20 protein-coding genes and 1 tRNA gene are annotated in these 19,700 nt (G+C 61.0%); 14 read left to right on the forward strand and 7 right to left on the reverse strand.

Going from position 1 to position 19,700, the window contains the following annotated elements; genetic code table 11:
* Nucleotides 1-31: 31 nt before the first annotated feature.
* Nucleotides 32-613 carry an RNA polymerase sigma factor RpoE gene (gene rpoE, locus AB7M23_RS01320; RefSeq protein WP_099775635.1) on the reverse strand — a complete coding sequence of 194 codons (582 nt, stop codon included), beginning with the start codon at nt 611-613 and terminating at the stop codon, nt 32-34.
* Nucleotides 614-1,096: 483 nt separating this feature from the next.
* On the opposite strand from rpoE, the gene nadB reads away from it, so the two are divergent.
* Nucleotides 1,097-2,713 (forward strand): L-aspartate oxidase, encoded by a 1,617-nt coding sequence (nadB, locus tag AB7M23_RS01325; RefSeq protein WP_099775636.1) that lies wholly within the window; start codon nt 1,097-1,099, stop codon nt 2,711-2,713.
* Here nadB and AB7M23_RS01330 read toward each other — a convergent pair.
* The gene (locus tag AB7M23_RS01330) at nt 2,682-3,134 is read right to left on the reverse strand and encodes a protein YgfX (protein ID WP_102052654.1); all 453 of its coding nucleotides are present in this window, start codon (nt 3,132-3,134) and stop codon (nt 2,682-2,684) included. The genes nadB and AB7M23_RS01330 overlap by 32 nt on opposite strands.
* On the reverse strand, nt 3,118-3,372 hold the full coding sequence (locus AB7M23_RS01335; RefSeq protein ID WP_065761106.1) for an FAD assembly factor SdhE: 255 nt from the start codon (nt 3,370-3,372) through the stop codon (nt 3,118-3,120). Before AB7M23_RS01335 ends, AB7M23_RS01330 begins: the two co-directional genes overlap by 17 nt.
* A 134-nt stretch (nt 3,373-3,506) precedes the next feature.
* Here AB7M23_RS01335 and ygfZ point away from each other — a divergent pair, with 134 nt between their 5' ends.
* Together ygfZ and AB7M23_RS01345 are read left to right on the forward strand one after the other, a co-directional pair.
* Nucleotides 3,507-4,448 carry a CAF17-like 4Fe-4S cluster assembly/insertion protein YgfZ gene (gene ygfZ / locus AB7M23_RS01340; protein ID WP_454240070.1) on the forward strand — a complete coding sequence of 314 codons (942 nt, stop codon included), beginning with the start codon at nt 3,507-3,509 and terminating at the stop codon, nt 4,446-4,448.
* Nucleotides 4,449-4,509: 61 nt separating this feature from the next.
* Nucleotides 4,510-5,319 (forward strand): HDOD domain-containing protein, encoded by an 810-nt coding sequence (locus tag AB7M23_RS01345; RefSeq protein WP_454240071.1) that lies wholly within the window; start codon nt 4,510-4,512, stop codon nt 5,317-5,319.
* On the opposite strand, the gene AB7M23_RS01350 is transcribed toward AB7M23_RS01345, so the two are convergent.
* Both AB7M23_RS01350 and AB7M23_RS01355 read right to left on the reverse strand, forming a co-directional pair.
* On the reverse strand, nt 5,316-6,695 hold the full coding sequence (locus AB7M23_RS01350) for a sensor histidine kinase (protein ID WP_454240072.1): 1,380 nt from the start codon (nt 6,693-6,695) through the stop codon (nt 5,316-5,318). The genes AB7M23_RS01345 and AB7M23_RS01350 overlap by 4 nt on opposite strands.
* On the reverse strand, nt 6,688-7,359 hold the full coding sequence (locus AB7M23_RS01355) for a response regulator (protein ID WP_102052650.1): 672 nt from the start codon (nt 7,357-7,359) through the stop codon (nt 6,688-6,690). Before AB7M23_RS01355 ends, AB7M23_RS01350 begins: the two co-directional genes overlap by 8 nt.
* A 201-nt stretch (nt 7,360-7,560) precedes the next feature.
* Here AB7M23_RS01355 and AB7M23_RS01360 point away from each other — a divergent pair, with 201 nt between their 5' ends.
* The 5 genes from AB7M23_RS01360 (at nt 7,561) to AB7M23_RS01380 (ending at nt 12,960) form a co-directional block, all read left to right on the forward strand.
* Complete coding sequence (locus tag AB7M23_RS01360) at nt 7,561-8,850, forward strand: OprD family porin (RefSeq protein WP_065761111.1); 1,290 nt, start codon at nt 7,561-7,563, stop codon at nt 8,848-8,850.
* A gap of 33 nt (nt 8,851-8,883) precedes the next feature.
* A complete protein-coding gene (locus AB7M23_RS01365; protein ID WP_065761112.1) occupies nt 8,884-9,864 on the forward strand; it encodes a Bug family tripartite tricarboxylate transporter substrate binding protein in 981 nt (326 codons plus the stop codon).
* Nucleotides 9,865-9,961: 97 nt separating this feature from the next.
* Nucleotides 9,962-10,420, forward strand: coding sequence for a tripartite tricarboxylate transporter TctB family protein (locus tag AB7M23_RS01370; protein ID WP_102052649.1), 459 nt, complete (start codon nt 9,962-9,964; stop codon nt 10,418-10,420).
* A gap of 1 nt (nt 10,421) precedes the next feature.
* Nucleotides 10,422-11,936: a tripartite tricarboxylate transporter permease gene (locus tag AB7M23_RS01375; protein WP_065761114.1), complete on the forward strand. Its 1,515-nt coding sequence runs from the start codon at nt 10,422-10,424 to the stop codon at nt 11,934-11,936.
* The gene (locus AB7M23_RS01380) at nt 11,929-12,960 is read left to right on the forward strand and encodes an AbrB family transcriptional regulator (protein WP_102052648.1); all 1,032 of its coding nucleotides are present in this window, start codon (nt 11,929-11,931) and stop codon (nt 12,958-12,960) included. Before AB7M23_RS01375 ends, AB7M23_RS01380 begins: the two co-directional genes overlap by 8 nt.
* Nucleotides 12,961-13,021: 61 nt before the next feature.
* Here the strand turns inward: AB7M23_RS01380 and ung are convergent, their stop codons facing one another.
* On the reverse strand, nt 13,022-13,714 hold the full coding sequence (gene ung / locus AB7M23_RS01385; RefSeq protein ID WP_065761116.1) for a uracil-DNA glycosylase: 693 nt from the start codon (nt 13,712-13,714) through the stop codon (nt 13,022-13,024).
* Nucleotides 13,715-13,843: 129 nt separating this feature from the next.
* On the opposite strand from ung, the gene AB7M23_RS01390 reads away from it, so the two are divergent.
* Nucleotides 13,844-14,962 (forward strand): enoyl-CoA hydratase/isomerase family protein, encoded by a 1,119-nt coding sequence (locus AB7M23_RS01390; RefSeq protein WP_102052647.1) that lies wholly within the window; start codon nt 13,844-13,846, stop codon nt 14,960-14,962.
* A gap of 55 nt (nt 14,963-15,017) precedes the next feature.
* On the opposite strand, the gene AB7M23_RS01395 is transcribed toward AB7M23_RS01390, so the two are convergent.
* Nucleotides 15,018-15,485: a hypothetical protein gene (locus AB7M23_RS01395; RefSeq protein WP_102052646.1), complete on the reverse strand. Its 468-nt coding sequence runs from the start codon at nt 15,483-15,485 to the stop codon at nt 15,018-15,020.
* 211 nt (nt 15,486-15,696) lie between these two features.
* Between AB7M23_RS01395 and AB7M23_RS01400 the strand changes: the two genes are divergently transcribed.
* The 5 genes from AB7M23_RS01400 (at nt 15,697) to AB7M23_RS01420 (ending at nt 19,546) form a co-directional block, all read left to right on the forward strand.
* Complete coding sequence (locus tag AB7M23_RS01400) at nt 15,697-17,172, forward strand: sensor domain-containing diguanylate cyclase (protein ID WP_102052645.1); 1,476 nt, start codon at nt 15,697-15,699, stop codon at nt 17,170-17,172.
* On the forward strand, nt 17,169-17,390 hold the full coding sequence (locus AB7M23_RS01405; RefSeq protein WP_065761120.1) for a cysteine-rich CWC family protein: 222 nt from the start codon (nt 17,169-17,171) through the stop codon (nt 17,388-17,390). The genes AB7M23_RS01400 and AB7M23_RS01405 overlap by 4 nt, the downstream gene beginning before the upstream one ends.
* A 33-nt stretch (nt 17,391-17,423) precedes the next feature.
* Nucleotides 17,424-18,116 (forward strand): pseudouridine synthase, encoded by a 693-nt coding sequence (locus tag AB7M23_RS01410; protein ID WP_102052644.1) that lies wholly within the window; start codon nt 17,424-17,426, stop codon nt 18,114-18,116.
* A 321-nt stretch (nt 18,117-18,437) separates the two neighbouring features.
* Nucleotides 18,438-19,322 (forward strand): alpha/beta fold hydrolase, encoded by an 885-nt coding sequence (locus AB7M23_RS01415; protein ID WP_102052643.1) that lies wholly within the window; start codon nt 18,438-18,440, stop codon nt 19,320-19,322.
* Between the two features lie 150 nt (nt 19,323-19,472).
* Nucleotides 19,473-19,546: transfer RNA gene (locus AB7M23_RS01420), tRNA-Gly, on the forward strand.
* The last annotated feature ends 154 nt before the right edge of the window (nt 19,547-19,700 follow it).

Below are 19,700 nucleotides of genomic sequence, written 5' to 3' on the forward strand. Positions count from 1 at the left end.
GGCGGTTCCTCTCTTGGCTGTCGCCGCTGTCTCAGGTTTCCTGCAACAAGGGCTGCAGGGCTTTATCTATGGCCTCCCGAGCGCGGAAGATTCGAGAGCGCACGGTACCCACCGGACACTGCATGACGCTTGCAATGTCCTCGTAACTCAGACCTTCGAATTCGCGCAAAGTTAACGCTGTACGCAAATCTTCTGGCAGTTGCTGAATGGTTCGATGAACAGTGTCTTCGATCTCATCACGCAACAACGAGCGTTCTGGGGACTCGAGATCCTTGAGACCATGATCGCCGTCGTAAAATTCCGCATCCTCGGAACTTACATCGCTGTCTGGTGGCCGCCGACCGCGCGACACCAGGTAATTCTTTGCCGTGTTGATGGCAATGCGGTAAAGCCAGGTGTAAAACGCACTGTCACCACGAAAATTGCCCAGAGCCCGGTAGGCCTTGATGAACGCTTCCTGGGCCACATCCTGGGCTTCATGGGTGTCGTGCACAAAACGCACGATCAACCCGAGAATCTTGTGCTGATACTTCAGCACCAACAGATCGAAGGCTCGCCTGTCGCCGCGCTGCACGCGCTCGACAAGTTGCTGATCCTCTTCCTGGGTTAGCATGAATACTCCTCGGTGAACCTGGAGGAGTGCTGCAACAGCCATCGCTCAGGCTTGCAAACATAGACTCGGGCTTTTCGCAAAAGTTCTCCCCCTCCAAGCAAGTTTCCTGCAGCCTGTCGTCAGCCCGCACGAAAAAACGCAGCACGGTCGTCGCCGGCTGCGTCGATAGTCTGGTCATCGAAGGCATGGGCAGAGCGGCTAACACAAGCCCTGCCTGCCATCGACGCGGCGTCCTGTGATGCAGGCAGCCTTCTATGGATATCCGAAATTCAAGGAAAGTTCCCGCTGCCGACAGGGATACCTCATACGCAAAATCGGCAGATAGCATGGAAAAACCGGGTATTGGGCTGTTATAAAGACTGCCCATTTCGATTCACGATAGTTTCACAATGCCATAAAAGCCTGACTATTGTGCCGATCCCCCCCTTTATATACTAGGGGGCACCTACGCCCTCTTGGTCGCCCCGCGCGGAAGTTCCAGACATGAGCCAACAGTTTCAACATGACGTCCTAGTGATTGGCAGCGGCGCTGCCGGCCTGAGCCTGGCCCTCACCTTGCCAGAGCACTTGCGCATTGCCGTTCTCAGTAAAGGCGAGCTCGCCAACGGTTCAACGTTCTGGGCTCAAGGTGGTGTAGCAGCCGTACTCGATGACACCGACACCGTGCAGTCTCATGTCGAGGACACGCTCAACGCAGGCGGCGGGCTGTGCCATGAAGATGCCGTGCGCTTCACGGTCGAACACAGCCGCGAAGCCATCCAGTGGTTGATCGACCAGGGCGTACCTTTTACGCGCGATGAACATGCCAGCGTCGACGACGGCAGTTTTGAGTTCCATTTGACCCGTGAGGGTGGCCACAGTCATCGACGCATCATTCATGCCGCCGACGCCACCGGCGCGGCGATCTTTACCACCCTGCTCGCCCAGGCTCGACAGCGCCCCAACATCGAACTGCTTGAGCAGCGGGTTGCGGTCGACCTGATCACCGAACGGCGCCTGGGCCAGGAGGGTGAGCGCTGCCTGGGCGCCTACGTTCTGAACCGCTCGACAGGCGAAGTCGACACCTACGGCGCACGCTTCACCGTACTGGCTACCGGAGGGGCCGCCAAGGTCTACCTCTACACCAGCAACCCCGATGGGGCCTGCGGCGACGGTATCGCCATGGCCTGGCGGGCAGGCTGCCGGGTCGCCAACCTGGAGTTCAACCAGTTTCACCCGACCTGCCTGTATCACCCGCAGGCCAAGAGCTTCCTGATTACCGAAGCACTGCGCGGCGAAGGCGCACTGCTCAAACTGCCGAACGGCGAGCGTTTCATGCCACGCTTCGATCCGCGCGCCGAACTGGCGCCACGGGACATCGTCGCCCGCGCCATCGACCACGAGATGAAGCGCCTCGGGGCAGACTGTGTCTACCTGGACATCAGCCACAAGCCCGCCGAGTTCGTCAAAAGCCACTTCCCGACCGTTTACGAACGCTGCCTGACCTTTGGCATCGACATCACCACCCAGGCAATCCCGGTAGTGCCGGCCGCCCACTACACCTGTGGCGGCGTAGTGGTCGACGAACAGGGCCATACCGATGTGCCCGGCCTCTATGCCATTGGCGAGACCAGCTTCACAGGCCTGCACGGCGCCAACCGCATGGCCAGCAACTCGCTGCTTGAGTGCTTCGTGTATGGGCGCTCCGCTGCTGCCGACATCATCAGCAAGCTGGACCAGGTAAGCATGCCCGCAACATTGCCATGCTGGGATGCCAGCCAGGTCACCGACTCGGACGAAGACGTGATCATTGCGCACAACTGGGACGAACTGCGGCGATTCATGTGGGACTATGTCGGCATCGTGCGCACCAACAAGCGCCTGCAGCGTGCTGAACACCGGGTACGCCTGCTGCTCGACGAAATCGACGAGTTCTACAGCAACTACAAGGTCAGCCGCGACCTGATCGAGCTGCGCAACCTGGCCCAGGTCGCGGAGCTGATGATACGTTCAGCCATGCAACGCAAGGAAAGTCGCGGGCTGCATTACACGCTGGACTACCCACAGATGCTGAAAGAAGCACGCGACACTATTCTGCTGCCGCCCACCTACGCCGACTGAACTTCAACCGCACGCGCAGGCGCCGGTGCTGCACCGGCTCCAGCGCGTCGAAGGGAATGCACAGGCTTTCCGTCCACCGTCGCCCAGCGCGCCTGAAGCGCAGCAATACCAGGCCAGGCAACGCCAGGCTGTCACGGCACAACTGCACCGACTGCCAGCCCTGTGCAGGGTTCCACAGATGCCAGCCCTGGGCGTCTCTACGCAAACGGCTGAACGCATGGGGATGAGTCAATACGACATGCCGCGGCAACACCCAGGCGCCATGCAACAGGCACAGGGCAGCCCCGAGTAAGCGCACGACAACGGGAAGGTCCAGCAGGGTCAGGGCAAGCAGCGCCGACAGCTGGCCGAACAGGTAGGCCGCCAGCAACCCCCGAGAGGCTTGCCAGCGACATTCGAAGCGGTCACTTGGGCTGGACACGGTCCAGGATCATGCGAACCATGCGCTGCAATTCAGGGTCTTCGGACTCGGTACGTTCCATGAACCAGCCGAACATGTCCTGATCTTCGCAAGCCAGCAGGTTGCGGTAGCACTCACGGTCCGCTTCGCTCAGGGTCGCATAGACTTCCTGGGTAAAAGGTACCAGCAGCACATCCAGCTCGAGCATGCCACGGCGGCTGTGCCAAAAGAGCCGGTTGAGTTCAGATTGTTCGACCATGGAGCCCTCCTCAAATAGGCCGCCAGTATACAAGGGTAGGCAAGGCCAGGCACAAGGCATTGGTCTAGTTCACCTACCTATTTTTCCGACGGCGCTCTATGATGAGCCCCAGTCTTATCACCCTGCGATGACCCATGGCCGATTCTGCTTTTTTCTGCACCTTGTCTCATGAGGGCGTCCTCGCCGTCCGCGGCTCGGACGCCGGCAAGTTCCTGCAAGGTCAACTGACCTGTAACATCAATTACCTCAATGAACACACGTCAAGCCTTGGAGCCCGCTGCATGCAGAAGGGCCGCATGCAGTCGAGCTTCCGCATCCTGCCGCAGGCTGACGGCTATGTGCTGGCCATGGCCAGCGAGCTGATCGAGCCACAACTGGCGGACCTCAAGAAGTACGCCGTGTTCTCCAAAGCCAAGCTCACCGACGAAAGCGCCGCCTGGGTTCGCTTCGGCCTGAGCCATGCTGAACAGGCGCTGCAAGAGCTTGGCATCACGGCGCCAGCCAAGCCCGACGAATTCGTTGTGCATGATGGGCTGATGGCAATTGCCGTCTCGGAAGGCCGCATTGAGCTCTGGTGCCCGGCGGCGAATGCCGACCAGGTGCGCAGCCACCTGGCCGCCCACTTGGCAGCAGGCGAGCTGAACGACTGGCTGCTCGGCCAGGTGCGCGCCGGTATTGGCCAGGTCATGGCGCAGACCCGCGAGTTGTTCATCCCGCAGATGATCAACCTGCAAGCGGTGGGCGGTGTCAGTTTCAAGAAGGGCTGCTACACCGGCCAGGAAATCGTCGCGCGCATGCAGTACCTGGGCAAGCTCAAGCGCCGACTGTACCGTCTGGCCCTGATCGACGGCCCACTTCCAGAGCCGGGCAGCGCACTGTTTTCTCCGGTACACGCCTCGTCCGTTGGCGAGGTGGTGCTGGCGGCCCGCAGCGAACACGGTTGCGAACTGCTGGCTGTGCTCCAGGCCGACGCAGCGGAAGACGGCAACCTGCACCTGGGTAGCCTGGAAGGCCCGAGCCTGCAATTGCTGTCGTTACCTTATGAGCTGGATCGCGACCGCGAAATCCAGCGTTGAGCCAGCCCCGCCCTGCCGTACAGAACGTCAGGGCCCTCATTGAATGCGGTAGAGAATCACAATGAACACGCTGGCAAAGATGGTCGAAGCACAATTGCTGACCGCCATCGACAACGACGACCTGGTGCTGCCGACCCTGCCGGAGGTGGCCCTGAGCATTCGCGAAGCAGCCGAAGACAGCGAGATCAGCGTCAGCACCCTGAGCAAAGTGATCCGCCGCGACGCCGCCCTTTCGGCGCGCCTGATCAAGGTGGTCAACAGCCCACTGCTGCGCGCAGCCTGCGAAGTCACCGACTTGCAAGCAGCCATCACGCGCCTGGGCATCAACTACAGCTGCAACCTTGCTATCGGCCTGGTGATCGAGCAGATCTTCCATGCGCGCTCAGAAGTCGTCGAGCAGAAAATGCGCGAAATCTGGGCAAAAAGCCTGGAGGTTGCAGGCATCAGCTATGAAATCTGCCTACGCTTCACCAACCTCAAGCCTGATCAGGGCGCCCTCGCCGGCCTGGTTCACCAAATCGGCGTGCTGCCCATCCTCACCTACGCCGAAGAACACAACGAACTGCTGTCCGATCCGGTATGCCTGAACCACATCATCGAGCAGATTCATCCCGCGCTGGGCGACAAGATCCTCAGTGTCTGGGAGTTCCCTGAGCAACTGGCAAAACTGCCAAGCCTGACCCAGGACCTCGACCGCCGGACCCAGCAGATCGATTACGTCGATATCGTCCAGATCGCTCGCGCCATCAGCGATACCAGCGGACGCGAGCGTTCCCTCGCCTCGCTGCCGGCCTACGCGCACCTGAAGTTACCGGCAAACACCCCCCTGCTGAGCAGCGACCTGCTCAGCGCTCGGCACATGTTCCACTAGCCCGGGGGGAAGCTGACGCGCACCCTCAGGCCGCCGCCTTCACCATCGTGCAGGCTGATCTGGGCAAGGTGCGCACGGCAAATTTCACCCACGATGGCCAGCCCCAGGCCGGTGCCCTGCGCGCCACGCCGGTAGAACCGCTCGAAGACCCGCTCGCGCTCGGCCGCCGGGATTCCCGGCCCATCATCCTCCACCTCAAGTACACCCGGGGCCATGACCCGCAGGATCACGTTGCCACCGGGCGGGGTATGGGCCAAGGCGTTGTCCAACAGGTTGCTCAGCAACTCGCTGAGCAAGGTTGGTTCGCCACGCAACTGCACCGGTTCCGGCGCCTCAAGCGCCAGCGCCACACCACGGGCATGAGCCAATGGCGCCATGGCCATCCCCAGCTCACGCGCCAACTGACTGAGATCAAGTAACTGCGCCCCGCCTTCGGCAATTGCCCGGGCACCGTTCTCCACCCGCGCCAGCGACAGCAACTGATTGGCCAGATGGGTCAGTTTGTCAGTGCTTTGCGCGGTGGCCTCCAGGGTGTCCCGCCACACCTTTGGCTCCTGCGTGCGCAACCCCAACTCGACCCTCGCTTTCAACGCTGCCAGCGGTGTGCGCAGTTCATGGGCCGCCTCGGCAATGAACTGCGCCTGACGCTCAAACTGCCCGCGCAGGCGCTCGGTGAAGTGGTTCAAGGCGCGCACCAGCGGCCCGAGCTCTCGTTGCACCTGCACCTGCGGCAGCGGTCGCAGGTCATCCGGCTGACGCTCTTCTACCGCTCGGCGCAAACGCTCCAGCGGACGCAGCGCGGCACTCACCGCAAACCACACCAGAAACAACGCACCAATCGCCAGCATCCCTAGCCGCAGCAAGGTGTCGGCCATCAGGCTGCGGGCCATGCGTACCCGCGCCTCTTCGGTTTCGGCAACACGAATTTCGGCCATGCCGTTCATGTTCGGCTCGCTCACTGCCTTGAGCAGGCTGACCACGCGTACGTCCTGCCCCAGGTACTGGGCATCGTAGAAACGCGCCAGCGCCGGGTAGTCGTCAGTGCGCGGCGTACCCGGTGGTGGCGGCGGCAGGTTTTCGTAGCCGGAGATCAAACGCTGATTAATATCGTTGACCTGGTAGTAAATACGTCCGGCGCTGTCATAAGCAAAGGTGTCCAACGCCACATAAGGCACATCGGCGCTCAAGGTACCGTCGCGCTGGGACAGCCCGGCCGCAATGGTTCGCGCCGAGGCAAGCAGCGTGCGGTCGTAGGCGGTGTCGGCAGCCTCTCGACCGTTCCAATAGGCGCTCAGGCCGCTGGCCACCATCAACACCACCAGCAGCAGCGCCAGGTTCCATAACAGCCGCCCGCGCAGGCTTCCTGAGTCACGCATCGCGGTGCTCAAGCAGGTAGCCGAGCCCCCGGAAAGTCACGATCGCCACCGGCTGACCATCGAGCTTCTTGCGCAGGCGATGCACGTAGATTTCGATGGCATCAGCGCTGGCTTCCTCATCCAGACCGAACACCTGCGCCGCCAACTGCTCCTTGCTCATCACCCGCCCAGGGCGGGCGATCAACGCTTCAAGCACTGCCTGCTCGCGGGAGGTCAGCGTCAGCAACTCATCACCCAATGTGAAGCGCCGGGTATCCAGGTCATAGACCAATGGCCCGCAGCGCTGCTGGCGCTCCCCCCCCAACACCGTACGGCGCAGCAACGCCTTCACCCGCGCCTCAAGCTCACTCAGCTCAAACGGCTTGGCCAGGTAATCGTCGGCGCCCAGGTTCAGGCCGTGCACCCGATCCTTGACGTCACTTCGCGCGGTCAGCATCAGCACGGGCACGTTCTTGCCGCGTGCGCGCAGACGCGCCAGTACTTCAAAGCCATCCATGCGCGGCAAGCCAACATCAAGCACGGCCACCGCATATTCCTCACTGGCCAGGGCCAGGTCGGCGGCAACGCCATCGTGCAGCATATCGACGGTCAAGCCGATGCCCTTGAGTGCCTGAGCCACGCTTTCGGCCAGTTGCAGATGGTCTTCGACGAGCAGAACACGCATCGATTTTTCCCCGGTTACGTCGCGGTCAATGCCGCGGAGTGTACAGCCGAGACAACCACTGTGAAGCCATCGTCGCAATGAAAGTGCATTGAAAGGTTAGTGAAAGCTTCACCTCATAGCATCCTTTCACGGCCCTCTCTAGAAGCCGATAAGCGAACCTCAAGGCTCGCGCTAATAAGAACAATAACGGAGTGATCCACCATGCTGTCGATGCAGCTGCAGGCGTTCGCGCCTACCCGTCATTTGCGTACCCGCCCTACCGCTATTGCCAGCGCACTCGCCCTTGCTGGCGTTGCACCGCTGAGCCAGGCCGCTTTCATCGAAGACAGCAGTGCCAGCTTTGAAACCCGCAACATGTACTTCAACCGTGACTTTCGCGACGGCACCAGCGCCCAGCAATCCAAACGCGACGAATGGGCCCAGGGCTTCATGCTCAACCTGGAGTCCGGTTACACCGAAGGGACCGTTGGCTTCGGCATCGACGCCCTGGGCATGCTGGGCATCAAGCTCGACTCAAGCCCTGACCGCACCGGCACCGGCCTGCTGCCGACCCACGACAATGGCTATGCCGCCGACGAGTACTCCAAGCTGGGCCTGACCGGCAAGGTGAAGATCTCCGCCACCGAACTGAAGCTCGGCACGCTGATCCCCGAGCTGCCGACCCTGCAGCCCAATGACGGGCGCATCCTGCCGCAAACATTCGAGGGCGGCCTGCTGACCTCCAAGGAAATCAAGAACCTGACCTTTACGGGCGGTCGCCTGGAAAAGGCCAAGGACCGCGACGACACCAACAAGGAAGACATCGCCCTCAACAACAAGAACGGTCGCTTTCTCGGCACCGTCGCCGGCAACCACTTCGACATGGCCGGCCTGGACTACCGGTTCACCGACCGGATCACCGGCAGCTACCACTACGCCCAACTCGACGATGTGTACCGCCAGCACTTCGTCGGCATGCTCGCCAGCCAGCCGATGGGCCCAGGCACCTTCGGCGCTGACCTGCGCATGGCCTTCAGCGATGACCAGGGCCAGGCCCGTGGCGGCAAGATCGACAACACCGCGCTCAATGGCCTGCTCAGCTACGCCCTGAACGGGCACAAACTCAGCGCCGCCTACCAGCATATGTCCGGTGACAGCGCCTTCCCGTATGTCGACGGCTCCGACCCGTACCTGGTGAACTTCGTCCAGATCAACGACTTCGCCGGTGCCGATGAGCGCTCATGGCAGGTGCGCTACGACTACGACTTCGCCAAGCTGGGGATACCTGGCCTGACCTTCATGAGTCGCTACATAAACGGCGACAATGTCAGCCTGGCCAACGGCGGCGAGGGCAAGGAGTGGGAACGCAACAGCGAGTTCAAGTACGTCGTCCAGAGCGGCACGTTCAAGAACGTCGCCGTACGCTTGCGCAACGCGACCTACCGCTCGTCGTTCGCCCGTGACGCCGACGAAGTGCGGCTGCTGGTGAGCTACAACGTGGCGCTGTGGTAAGCCCAATAACAATAATATCCGAGGAGAATGACCATGACCTTTTCCCTGCGCCGTATTGCCCTTGCCACTAGCTGCCTGTTACTGGCCGGCCATGTCCTGGCTGGCGAACCGAAACGCCCCGAATGCATCGCCCCGGCTTCGCCCGGTGGCGGTTTCGACCTGACCTGCAAGCTGGTACAGAGCGCACTGGTCAACGAAAAAATCCTCACCAAACCGATGCGCGTGACCTACATGCCCGGCGGTGTCGGCGCCGTGGCGTACAACGCCGTGGTTGCCCAGCGCCCCGCCGATGCGGGCACCCTGGTTGCCTGGTCGAGCGGCTCGCTGCTGAACCTGGCCCAGGGCAAGTTCGGTCGCTTCGATGAAAACGCGGTGCGCTGGCTGGCGGCGGTCGGCACCAGCTATGGCGCCATCGCAGTGAAGAGCGACTCCCCCTACAAGACCCTCGACGACCTGGTCGCGGCACTGAAGAAAGACCCGAGCAAAGTGGTTATCGGCTCGGGCGGTACCGTCGGCAGCCAGGACTGGATGCAGACCGCACTGATCGCCAAGGCTGCCGGGATCAACCCGCGGGACCTGCGTTATGTGGCGCTGGAAGGCGGCGGTGAAATCGCCACGGCACTGCTGGGTGGGCACATTCAAGTGGGCAGTACCGACATCTCCGACTCCATGCCGCATATCCAGAGCGGCAACATGCGCCTGCTGGCGGTGTTTGCCGAAAAGCGCCTGGATGAGCCGGAAATGAAAGACATCCCCACCGCCAGGGAACAGGGGTACGACATTGTCTGGCCAGTAGTGCGCGGCTTCTACTTGGGGCCGAAGGTCACAGACGAAGAATATGCCTGGTGGAAAGACGCCTTCGACAAACTGCTGGCCTCTGAAGATTTCGCCACATTGCGTGATCAGCGCGAACTCTTCCCCTTCGCCCTGACGGGCAATGAGCTGGACACCTACGTGAAGAAACAGGTGGCGGACTACAAGGCCCTGGCCAAGGAATTCGGCCTGGTTCAGTAACCCGCTTATCCAGAAAGCCTATCGCTGGCAAGGCACCTACACCGCCCCGGTAGGCGTCAACCTTGCCGGCGATCCCCTGCCCCAAAGAGGATTCACCATGATCCTGCAACGACTCTTCGCCTTCGTTTTGTTGGCGGCATGCGCCATCCTGGCCGTCATGGCCTGGCCCTACCAGGCCGCCTTTTCCTACGAACCGGTCGGCCCCCGCGCCTATCCCCTGCTGATGCTTGGCCTGATGAGCGCAGCACTGCTGTACCTGCTGTTTCGCCCCACCCCCATCGTGCACAGCGACGATGAACCGGCGCTGGACCGCGCCACGCTGAACAAGATCGGCGTCTGTGTACTGCTGTTACTGGTCTTCGCAGCCACCTTCGAGCCGCTGGGCTTCATCCTCAGCAGCATCCTGATCGGTGTACCGATGGCACGTCTGTACGGCGGTCGCTGGCTGCCCAGCGCCGCCATCATCGGCGTGATGAGCATTGCCCTGTACCTGTTGTTCGACCGGGTGATGGATGTGCCGCTGCCCCTTGGCCTGCTCGACATTCTGGAGAATTGACATGGATACCCTCAGCTATCTGGGCCAAGGCTTCGGCGTCGCCCTGAGCCCCTACAACCTGGTCACCGCCCTGGCGGGTACCCTGATCGGCACCGTGGTCGGCTTGCTACCGGGCCTGGGCCCGATCAACGGCGTCGCCCTGTTGATCCCCATTGCCTTTGCCCTGGGCCTGCCGCCAGAGTCGGCGCTGATCCTGCTGGCAGCGGTGTACCTGGGCTGCGAGTACGGTGGGCGGATCAGTTCGATCCTGCTCAACATCCCGGGCGAAGCCTCCACGGTCATGACCACCCTCGACGGTTACCCGATGGCGCGTCAGGGCTTGGCCGGCGTGGCCTTGTCGCTGTCGGCCTGGAGCTCGTTCATCGGCGCCCTGATCGCCACCTGCGGCATGGTGCTGTTCGCGCCGTTACTGGCCAAATGGGCGATAGCCTTCGGCCCTGCCGAGTACTTCGTGCTCATGGTCTTTGCCATCGTCTGCCTCGGTGGCATGGCCGGGGACAGGCCGCTGAAAACCTTTATCGCCGCCTTGATCGGCCTGTTCCTGTCCAGTGTCGGGATTGACGCCAACAGTGGTGTGTACCGTTTCACTGGCGACAGCGTGCACATGGCCGACGGTATCCAGTTCGTCGTCCTGGTATTGGGCCTGTTCTCCATCAGCGAGATTCTCCTGCTGCTGGAAAAAACCCACCACGGCCACGAAGCCGTAAAAGCCACCGGACGCATGCTGTTCAACCTCAAGGAAGCGGCATCAGTGTTCGTGGTGAACATTCGCTGCGGCCTGCTTGGTTTCATCATGGGCGTGCTGCCGGGTGCCGGCGCAACGCTGGCCAGCGCCGTGGCCTACATGACCGAAAAACGTATCGCGGGCGCCAGCGGCACGTTCGGCAAAGGCGACAAACGCGGCCTGGCTGCGCCAGAAACAGCGATTGGCGCATCCTGCTGCGGCGCTCTGGTACCGATGCTGACCCTCGGCGTGCCGGGCTCGGGCACTACCGCCGTGATGATCGGCGCCCTGACCCTGTACAACATCACCCCGGGGCCACTGCTGTTCGAACAACAACCCGATATCGTCTGGGGCCTGATCGCGTCGCTGTTCGTCGCCAACATCATGTTGGTGATTCTGAACATCCCGATGATTCGCCTGTTCACCCGTATTCTCGCAGTGCCGAACTGGGCGCTGGTGCCGGTGATCGCGATCATTACCGCCATTGGTGTCTATGCCGTCCACGCCACCACCTTCGACCTGTTCCTGATGATCGGCATCGGCATCTTCGGCTACATCCTGCGCAAGCTCGACTTCCCGCTGTCGCCAATCCTGCTCGGTTTCATCCTTGGTGGCTTGATGGAACAGAACCTGCGCCGGGCCCTGTCGATTTCCAACGGTGCGCTGGACATCCTCTGGGCCAGCCCGATCAGCCTGTCGGTATGGGTATTGACTGCGTTCATGCTGGTACTGCCACTGCTGCGTATCTGGCGTAAACGCAGCGTGCAGCGACGTGCCCTGGCAGATGCCTGATTCAGCACCACAAGGCTGGTGGGCAACCGCACTGGTCGGCCTGGCAGGCGGCTTTCTCGCCAGCCAGGTCGGCTGGCCATTGCCCTGGATGGTCGGCTCGCTGCTCGCCGTCATCCTGGTGCGCTGCCTGACACCCTGGCAACTGAAGGAAATACCCGGCGGCCGTAAAGGCGGACAATGGATCATCGGTGTCGGCATCGGCCTGCACTTCACCCCTGCGGTGGTCGAGCAGGTGGCGAGCCACTTTGGCCTGATCTTCTTCGGTGCATTGCTTACCAGCCTGTCCAGCGTGGTCGGGGTCTGGCTGTTGCGTAGAACCGGTGAGGATCGAGCCACGGCATTTTTCTCAAGCATGCCGGGTGGCTCAGGGGAGATGGTCAACCTGGGGGCGCGTAATGGCGCGTTCCTCGGCCACGTCGCAGCGGCGCAAAGCCTGCGGGTGCTGGTGGTCGTGCTGTGCGTACCTGCCGCCTTCAAGTTCCTGCTCGGCGACGGTGTATCGCTGCTGCATGCCGGCAACGTCGATTGGCGCTGGCTGGTCGTGGTGCTCCCGTTGGGCGGGCTAACGGCCTGGGCATGGCAACGGCTGCGCCAGCCCAACCCCTGGTTGTTCGGCCCATTGCTGGTCGCCGCCAGTGTCAGCATTGGCTGGAACCTGCAGATCGGCTTGCCAGACGGCGCCAGCCAGATCGGCCAATGGCTGATTGGCAGCGGCCTGGGCTGTCACTTCAACCGAGCGTTCTTCCGCCGCGCGCCGTCCTTTCTTGGGCGAACACTGATTGCCACCTCGTTGAGCATGCTGATCGCGGGGCTAGCCGCCTGGGCCTTGAGCCTCGCCACCCACCTCGATCTGCGCTCACTAACCTTGGGCATGATGCCGGGCGGCATCGCGGAAATGAGCCTGACCGCCGAAACCCTGCAACTGTCAGTACCGCTGGTAACAGCGTTGCAGGTCATGCGCCTGCTGTTTGTATTGTTTCTGGCCGAGCCCTTGTTCCACCACTGGACCCGGCACAGCGAATAACCTGCCGCTTGCACAAGCCGAAGAACCAAGCGGTTTGCGCAGCCCACAGAAGGTGCTTCATTTACGCAGGCGGCAGGCGCCAATCGATAGGCGCCAGGCCACGCTGCTCGAGGAAGCGATTGGTCTGGCTGAAATGGCCACATCCGAGAAAACCACGGTAAGCCGACAACGGCGATGGATGCACCGACGTCAGGACCAGATGCTTGGTGGCATCAATCAATTTGCGCTTGCTTTGCGCATGCGCGCCCCACAACAGGAAAACCAGGTTTGGCTGCTGCTCACTCACCACTTCAATAATCCGGTCGGTGAAGTGCTGCCAGCCCTTGTTGGCATGGGACGCCGCATTGCCTCGCTCGACAGTCATGGTGGTATTGAGCAGCAACACGCCTTGTTCAGCCCAGTGCTGCAGACAGCCATGGTTGGCAATGTCGATGTTCAGGTCGCGCTGCAGTTCTTTGTAAATGTTCAGCAACGACGGCGGTGTAGGCGTACCTGGCTGCACCGAAAAACACAGACCATGGGCCTGACCGGGGCCGTGGTATGGGTCTTGGCCAAGAATCACCACTTTGACCTTATCCAGCGGCGTGGAATTCAGCGCATTGAAAATCATCGGCCCTGGCGGGTAGATCTCTTTGCCTGCAGCATGTTCCTGGCGCAGAAAGTCTTTCAGCTCCTGCATGTAGGGCTGGTCGAACTCGCTGCGCAAGGCCTGCTTCCAGCTGGGTTCGAGTTTGATACGGTCGTCGTCGGTCATGGTGTCATCCAGAAAACAATGGGGCGGACACTAGGAAACCCGCTCGTGCTTGTCAATCGATCCGACCGACGACCGGCACGATCACCATCAGCGACCATACTTTCGGGATAAACCTGTCGAGGCCTCCCCATGAGCGTGGCGTTTGAAGTATTGACCGGTGTTGACGGTGCTGGCATTGGTATCGCCAGCCTGAACGCACCACAGTCACTCAATGCGTTGTCACTTCCGATGGTCCAGGCGCTGTACACGCACCTGCAGGCCTGGGCTGAAGACCCGCGCATTGCCTGCGTACTGCTGCGTGGTAACGGCGACAAGGCGTTCTGTGCTGGCGGCGAGGTACGCAGCCTGGCCCAGGCCTGCCTTGATCGGCCCGGTGAAGTACCGCCGACGGCCGCTCATTTCTTTGCCGCCGAATATCGCCTGGACTACTGCCTGCACACCTACCCCAAACCGCTATTGTGCTGGGGCCACGGCCATGTGTTGGGTGGAGGCATGGGCCTGCTGCAAGCGGCCGGCGTGCGCATCGTCACCCCAAACAGCCGCCTGGCCATGCCGGAAATCAGTATTGGCTTGTACCCGGACGTCGGCGGCAGTTGGTTCCTCTCGCGCCTGCCCGGCAAGTTGGGCCTTTTTCTGGGCCTGACCGGCGCACCGATCAACGCCCACGATGCACTTGACCTGGGCTTGGCCGACCGCTTCATGACCCCGGATCAGCAGGAAAGCCTGATAGAAGGCCTGCTGCAACTGAACTGGCAGGAACAGACGGCCCTGCAACTGAATAGCCTGTTAAAAGCCCTGCAACAGGAAGCCCTGCCTGCCCTGCCAGCCGCGCAGTGGTTGCCCCGCCGCCAGCATCTGGACAACCTGCTTGATGTCGGTGATCCGGTCTGCGCCTGGCGCGCCATCGCCCAGCTACGGCATCAACCCGACACCCTGCTCGACCGTGCCGCACAGACGATGCTTGAGGGCTGCCCACTCACCGCGCTGCTGGTCTGGCAGCAGATTGCTCGTGCACGGCACCTGTCATTGGCTCAAGTGTTCCAGATGGAATACGCCATCAGCCTGAACTGCTGTCGCCACCCGGAATTCGCCGAAGGGGTGCGCGCGCGCCTGATCGACAAAGACCAGAAGCCCCACTGGCATTGGCCAGACATCAGCCATGTACCCGCAGCAGTGGTCGAGGCGCATTTCAACAAGGCATGGGAAGGTCGCCATCCGCTGGCAGACCTCACACAGCCACTCACGTAGGTGCTGTAGCAGGCCAGCCCGCGCAAGGCGATGCCTTCCGGGGTGCTAGCAGGTGTCAGCGGTTCCAGTTGCGATCCGATCTGCCATCGCGGTCGTGTCCACGACCGTAATCCTGGCCACGACCGTGCTCCTGACCGCGACCATAAGCCCGACCACGGTCATGCTCATGACCACGGCCATAATTGCGGTCATAACCACGGCCGCCATCACGGTCCCGGCGAGGCGCATCCCGGTAGCCATGGTTGTCATGACGGTAACGGGCGTCATAACCACGCCCCTGATAACGGTTGTTGTAGTAAGGCTCGGGGGCGGCTCGGTAGTAACGTGGCGCAGGCGCGTAATAACGCTGCTGAGGCACCACATAGTAGCCTCGCCCATACGAGTAGGAAGGCCGGTCGTAGTCCCGATAGGAGTAACGATCTACGGTGTAAACGTCATTGCGGTAGTAGCCATGGTCTCCATAAGGTACGCACGCAGCCATTAATGAACCCAACACTACAATCAGCAAAAGTCGGCGATACATGGCGGCCTCCTGGACCGCTAAGCTGCCATCCAGCGGCGCTGGTCGGCGCCAATCGATGGTCATCGACCGGCACAACATCAGACACGCAAAAGCGCGCCCGGTGCCGCAGATGAAATAATTTGATACAAGGCTTATAACCTTAAAAATCATCCAGTTATTTTTCTTCAAGACCACTAGAATACAGGCCACTGGTACCAGCAACGGAAATGCCATGCCGTCTCGTTCTGCCTTGTTTTCACAACGTTCGCTGATCCTGGCGTTACTGCTCCTGCTGGGCTGCGGCTTTCTCGCGACGTCTCTGCTCAGCTACTTCGCCTCACGCAGTTCGATCCGTGACAACATCATCAACACCGAGCTGCCACTGACTGCCGACACCCTCTACTCGGAAATTCAGAAAGACCTGGTACGCCCCATCCTCATTTCATCGATGATGGCCAACGACACGTTCCTGCGCGACTGGGTGCTGGCCGGGGAACACGAGCCTGAGCGCATGACCCGCTACCTGAACGAGGTGATGGCTCGCAATCGCGCGTATACCGCCTTCTTCGTCTCCGACCTCACCCACACCTACTTCCAGGCCCAGGGTGTACTCAAGCAGATCGACCTGCAGGAAGCCCGTGATGCCTGGTACTTCCGCCTTCGCAACCTCGATGCGCCTTACGAAATCAACGTCGACCTGGACATGGCCAACCAGGACAACATGGCCATCTTCATCAACTACAAGGTCCTTGATTACCAGAACAACTTCATCGGTGCCGCCGGTGTCGGGCTAAGCCTCGAATCGGTCATCAAGTGCATCGACGACTACCAAAAACGCTACATGCGCAGTGTCTACTTCGCTGATCGCCAGGGCCGCATCGTGCTGACCGGCTCTGATGGAGGCCCTCAGGGCATGCGGGCCGGGCAACACTTGAGCGACATCAAAGGGCTGGGTGACCTGGCTCAGCAGATGCCCATCCCCGTCAGTGGTAGCCGCGAATACCGCAGTGCCGACGGCCACAACCAGTTCCTCAACGTGCGCTTCATCCCGGAACTGAACTGGTACCTGTTCGTCGAAAAACATGAAGACGGCCGGTTGGACAGCATCCTCCAATCGCTGTACATCAACCTGGCGATCTGCGCGATGATCACCCTGGTCGTACTCTCGCTGCTCAATGCCATGATCAACCGCCACCATGAGCGCATCCAGGCCCTGGCCACCCTCGACAGCCTGACCGGCTTACCGAACCGCCGGGCCTTCGACCTGCTTGCCGCACAAGCCTTGCTCGAAGCCCAGCGCGAGCCCAAGCCACTGGTGGCGCTGCTACTCGACCTGGACCACTTCAAAGCCCTCAACGACACCTACGGCCACCTGGGTGGCGACGAAGTGTTACGCCAGTTTGCCCGCGTACTGGAGAGCTGCCTGCGCGTCTCCGACATCATCTGCCGTTGGGGCGGCGAAGAGTTCGTCGTGCTACTCCAGGGCAGCGAGCATCAACAGGCACTCGGTGTTGCAGAAAAGATCCGCCAGAAAACCGAGCAACTGGCGTTCAGTTATGCCGACGCCGACATCAAGCTGACCGTCAGCATCGGCTTGAGCAGCCTGCGCCCGGACGATACGCTACACACCCTGATCGGTCGCGCCGACCACGCGCTTTACCGCGCCAAGCAAAGCGGGCGCAACCGCGTCTGCACGGATCACGCATGAACGAGCCCAACCTCTGCCCGGCCTGCGGTGCCAGCAACCACTGCAGCCTCGCCAACCCTCGCAGCGCTACGCACGATTGCTGGTGCTACGGCGTCAGCATCGACCCGCAGGTGCTTGAAGCACTGCCGGCCGAGCTGCGTGACAAAGCCTGCCTGTGCCCGCGCTGCGCCCAGGTAGAAGCCCAACTGCAGGCAGCCAAGGACGCCGCAAAGCGCTAAACTGCGCCCCCGATACTGGCCCCTTCTCGCCCCATGCGCCTCGACCGTTTTCTCAGCAACCTGCCCTGCTACAACCGCCAGCAAGTTCGCCTGCTGCTGGCAGAGCGCCGCGTACGCGTCGATGGCACACAGGTCGGCGACCCACGGCATGAGGTGCGCGAGTTCAGCCGAATCGAAGTCGATGATCAGCTTGTGCAAGCCGGTAGAGCACCGCGCTACTTCATGCTGCACAAACCAGCGGGGTGCGTCAGTGCCACGGTCGACCCACAGCACCGCACCGTCCTTGATCTGCTCGACGAGCCGGACAAACACGACCTGCACATCGCCGGTCGCCTGGACTACAACACCACCGGCCTGCTGCTGATCACCAACGACGGCCAATGGTCCAGGCGCCTGACCCAGCCACAGACCAAACTCCCCAAGGTCTACTACGTCGAAACCGAGCACGTCATCGACGAGCACTACATCGAAAAGTTTCGTGAAGGCTTCTACTTCGCCTTTGAAGACCTCACCACGCAACCGGCAGACCTGACGATACTCAGCCCACACAGCGCTCGCCTGAGCATCGTCGAAGGCCGCTATCACCAGGTCAAACGGATGTTCGGCTTCTTTGACAACAAGGTAATACGCCTGCACCGCGAACACATGGGCCCCCTGCAACTGGACCCGTCGCTGCTGCCCGGCGAGTACCGCGCCTTGCGCCCAGACGAAATCAGCGCGTTCTGACGTCACGACCGCCTGGCAGAAAAATATCGCCAATTACACCAACGGCACTTGCGGGTTCAGCACATGGCTGCTTGAATCCAAACGTCGGTCTGCATGTGACTCACCAGTCACAACCGCAGTCAAAGACACCTTTTTGCCGGCTACCAGCACCTCGAAGTGATGGGGTCCGGCAGATTGCCCGCCTAGAACAATACCCGTCGACCAGCCTGTAGCGGATCGACAAGGGCCCTCAGTTTCACTTCAAGGCGTATGCCTACCTGTCATAAAGAACGTGCAATCTTGCTTGCGCGATTACCCTTTCTTGCGCCAGGAGTCGATGACATGAGGCCAGAAATTGCTGTGCTGGATATACAAGGTCAGTACCGGGTTTACACGGAGTTCTATCGCGCAGACGCCGCCGAAAAGACGATCATCCTGATCAATGGATCGCTGGCAACCACTGCCTCGTTCGCCCAGACGGTGCGTAACCTGCACCCACAATTCAACGTTGTGCTGTACGACCAACCCTATTCGGGCAAGTCCAAGCCGCACAACCGCAACGACCATCTGCTGACCAAAGAGATCGAAGGCCAGATCCTTCTGGAACTGATCGACCATTTTGCTGCCGATCACATCATGTCCTTCTCCTGGGGCGGCGCCTGCACCCTGCTCGCCTTGGCCCACAAGCCACGGCGCATCGAAAAGGCGGTGATCAGCTCGTTCTCGCCGGTGATCAACGAACCGATGCGCGACTACCTCGAGCGCGGTTCACACTACCTGAACAAGTGCGACCGCTACGAAGTCGGCGCCTTGGTCAACGACACCATCGGCAAGCACCTGCCGTCGCTGTTCAAGCGCTTCAACTACCGGCATGTCAGCAGCCTGGACAACCACGAATACAAGCAGATGCACTTCCACATCAACCAAGTGCTCAAGCACGACCTGGACAACGCCCTGCGCTCGGCCCGCGTCATCGACATCCCGGTACTGTTCATGAACGGGGAATGGGACGAATACACCACCACCGAAGACGCACAGAAGTTCAGCAAACACGTGCGCAACAGCCACTTCAGCCGTATCCAGAGCGCCGGCCACTTCCTCGACATGGAACACAAGGCCGCTTGCCGCGACTCGCGCGATGCACTGCTGAGTTTCCTCACCCCCTCGCCTCGGGAACACCGCGTACGCACGCCGTTTACCCTGGGAGAACATGCCTTTGCCCTCTGAGCATCGGGGTCGCCGGTAACGCAGCAACCTGCATCACACGCCTTCGGGCACCCGCAAGATGCAGACCTTGCGTTACCGGCCGACCGCACAACACGCGTGAAGAAAGGCTTCAATTCCCGCCTCACTTCTGGTACAAAGTCGTCCTGCAGAGCGGGTGTCGTATAATGGCATTACTCCAGCTTCCCAAGCTGATAACGAGGGTTCGATTCCCTTCACCCGCTCCACTTTCCCCTCGCTGAAAATTCGTCTGATTCCATACGCTGCTGAAAATAAGGCATTTTTCCTTACCATCAGTCCAGCCTGATCTGCCCCCTCCCCGCCACTACGACGTTTTCAATCTTTCACTGCATCAATGCGATTGCGCCGGCTCCTGTTGCA

This window comes from Pseudomonas sp. HLS-6 TE3448 (assembly GCF_053629555.1).

Bases quoted from the DNA above. Each gene is read 5' to 3' on its own strand.
- rpoE (WP_099775635.1), bottom strand. From the start codon at position 613: ATGCTAACCCAGGAAGAGGATCAGCAACTTGTCGAGCGCGTGCAGCGC.
- nadB (WP_099775636.1), top strand. From the start codon at position 1,097: ATGAGCCAACAGTTTCAACATGACGTCCTAGTGATTGGCAGCGGCGCT.
- AB7M23_RS01335 (WP_065761106.1), bottom strand. From the start codon at position 3,372: ATGGTCGAACAATCTGAACTCAACCGGCTCTTTTGGCACAGCCGCCGT.
- ygfZ (WP_454240070.1), top strand. From the start codon at position 3,507: ATGGCCGATTCTGCTTTTTTCTGCACCTTGTCTCATGAGGGCGTCCTC.
- AB7M23_RS01345 (WP_454240071.1), top strand. From the start codon at position 4,510: ATGAACACGCTGGCAAAGATGGTCGAAGCACAATTGCTGACCGCCATC.
- AB7M23_RS01350 (WP_454240072.1), bottom strand. From the start codon at position 6,695: ATGCGTGACTCAGGAAGCCTGCGCGGGCGGCTGTTATGGAACCTGGCG.
- AB7M23_RS01355 (WP_102052650.1), bottom strand. From the start codon at position 7,359: ATGCGTGTTCTGCTCGTCGAAGACCATCTGCAACTGGCCGAAAGCGTG.
- AB7M23_RS01360 (WP_065761111.1), top strand. From the start codon at position 7,561: ATGCTGTCGATGCAGCTGCAGGCGTTCGCGCCTACCCGTCATTTGCGT.
- AB7M23_RS01365 (WP_065761112.1), top strand. From the start codon at position 8,884: ATGACCTTTTCCCTGCGCCGTATTGCCCTTGCCACTAGCTGCCTGTTA.
- AB7M23_RS01370 (WP_102052649.1), top strand. From the start codon at position 9,962: ATGATCCTGCAACGACTCTTCGCCTTCGTTTTGTTGGCGGCATGCGCC.
- AB7M23_RS01375 (WP_065761114.1), top strand. From the start codon at position 10,422: ATGGATACCCTCAGCTATCTGGGCCAAGGCTTCGGCGTCGCCCTGAGC.
- AB7M23_RS01380 (WP_102052648.1), top strand. From the start codon at position 11,929: ATGCCTGATTCAGCACCACAAGGCTGGTGGGCAACCGCACTGGTCGGC.
- ung (WP_065761116.1), bottom strand. From the start codon at position 13,714: ATGACCGACGACGACCGTATCAAACTCGAACCCAGCTGGAAGCAGGCC.
- AB7M23_RS01390 (WP_102052647.1), top strand. From the start codon at position 13,844: ATGAGCGTGGCGTTTGAAGTATTGACCGGTGTTGACGGTGCTGGCATT.
- AB7M23_RS01395 (WP_102052646.1), bottom strand. From the start codon at position 15,485: ATGTATCGCCGACTTTTGCTGATTGTAGTGTTGGGTTCATTAATGGCT.
- AB7M23_RS01400 (WP_102052645.1), top strand. From the start codon at position 15,697: ATGCCGTCTCGTTCTGCCTTGTTTTCACAACGTTCGCTGATCCTGGCG.
- AB7M23_RS01405 (WP_065761120.1), top strand. From the start codon at position 17,169: ATGAACGAGCCCAACCTCTGCCCGGCCTGCGGTGCCAGCAACCACTGC.
- AB7M23_RS01410 (WP_102052644.1), top strand. From the start codon at position 17,424: ATGCGCCTCGACCGTTTTCTCAGCAACCTGCCCTGCTACAACCGCCAG.
- AB7M23_RS01415 (WP_102052643.1), top strand. From the start codon at position 18,438: ATGAGGCCAGAAATTGCTGTGCTGGATATACAAGGTCAGTACCGGGTT.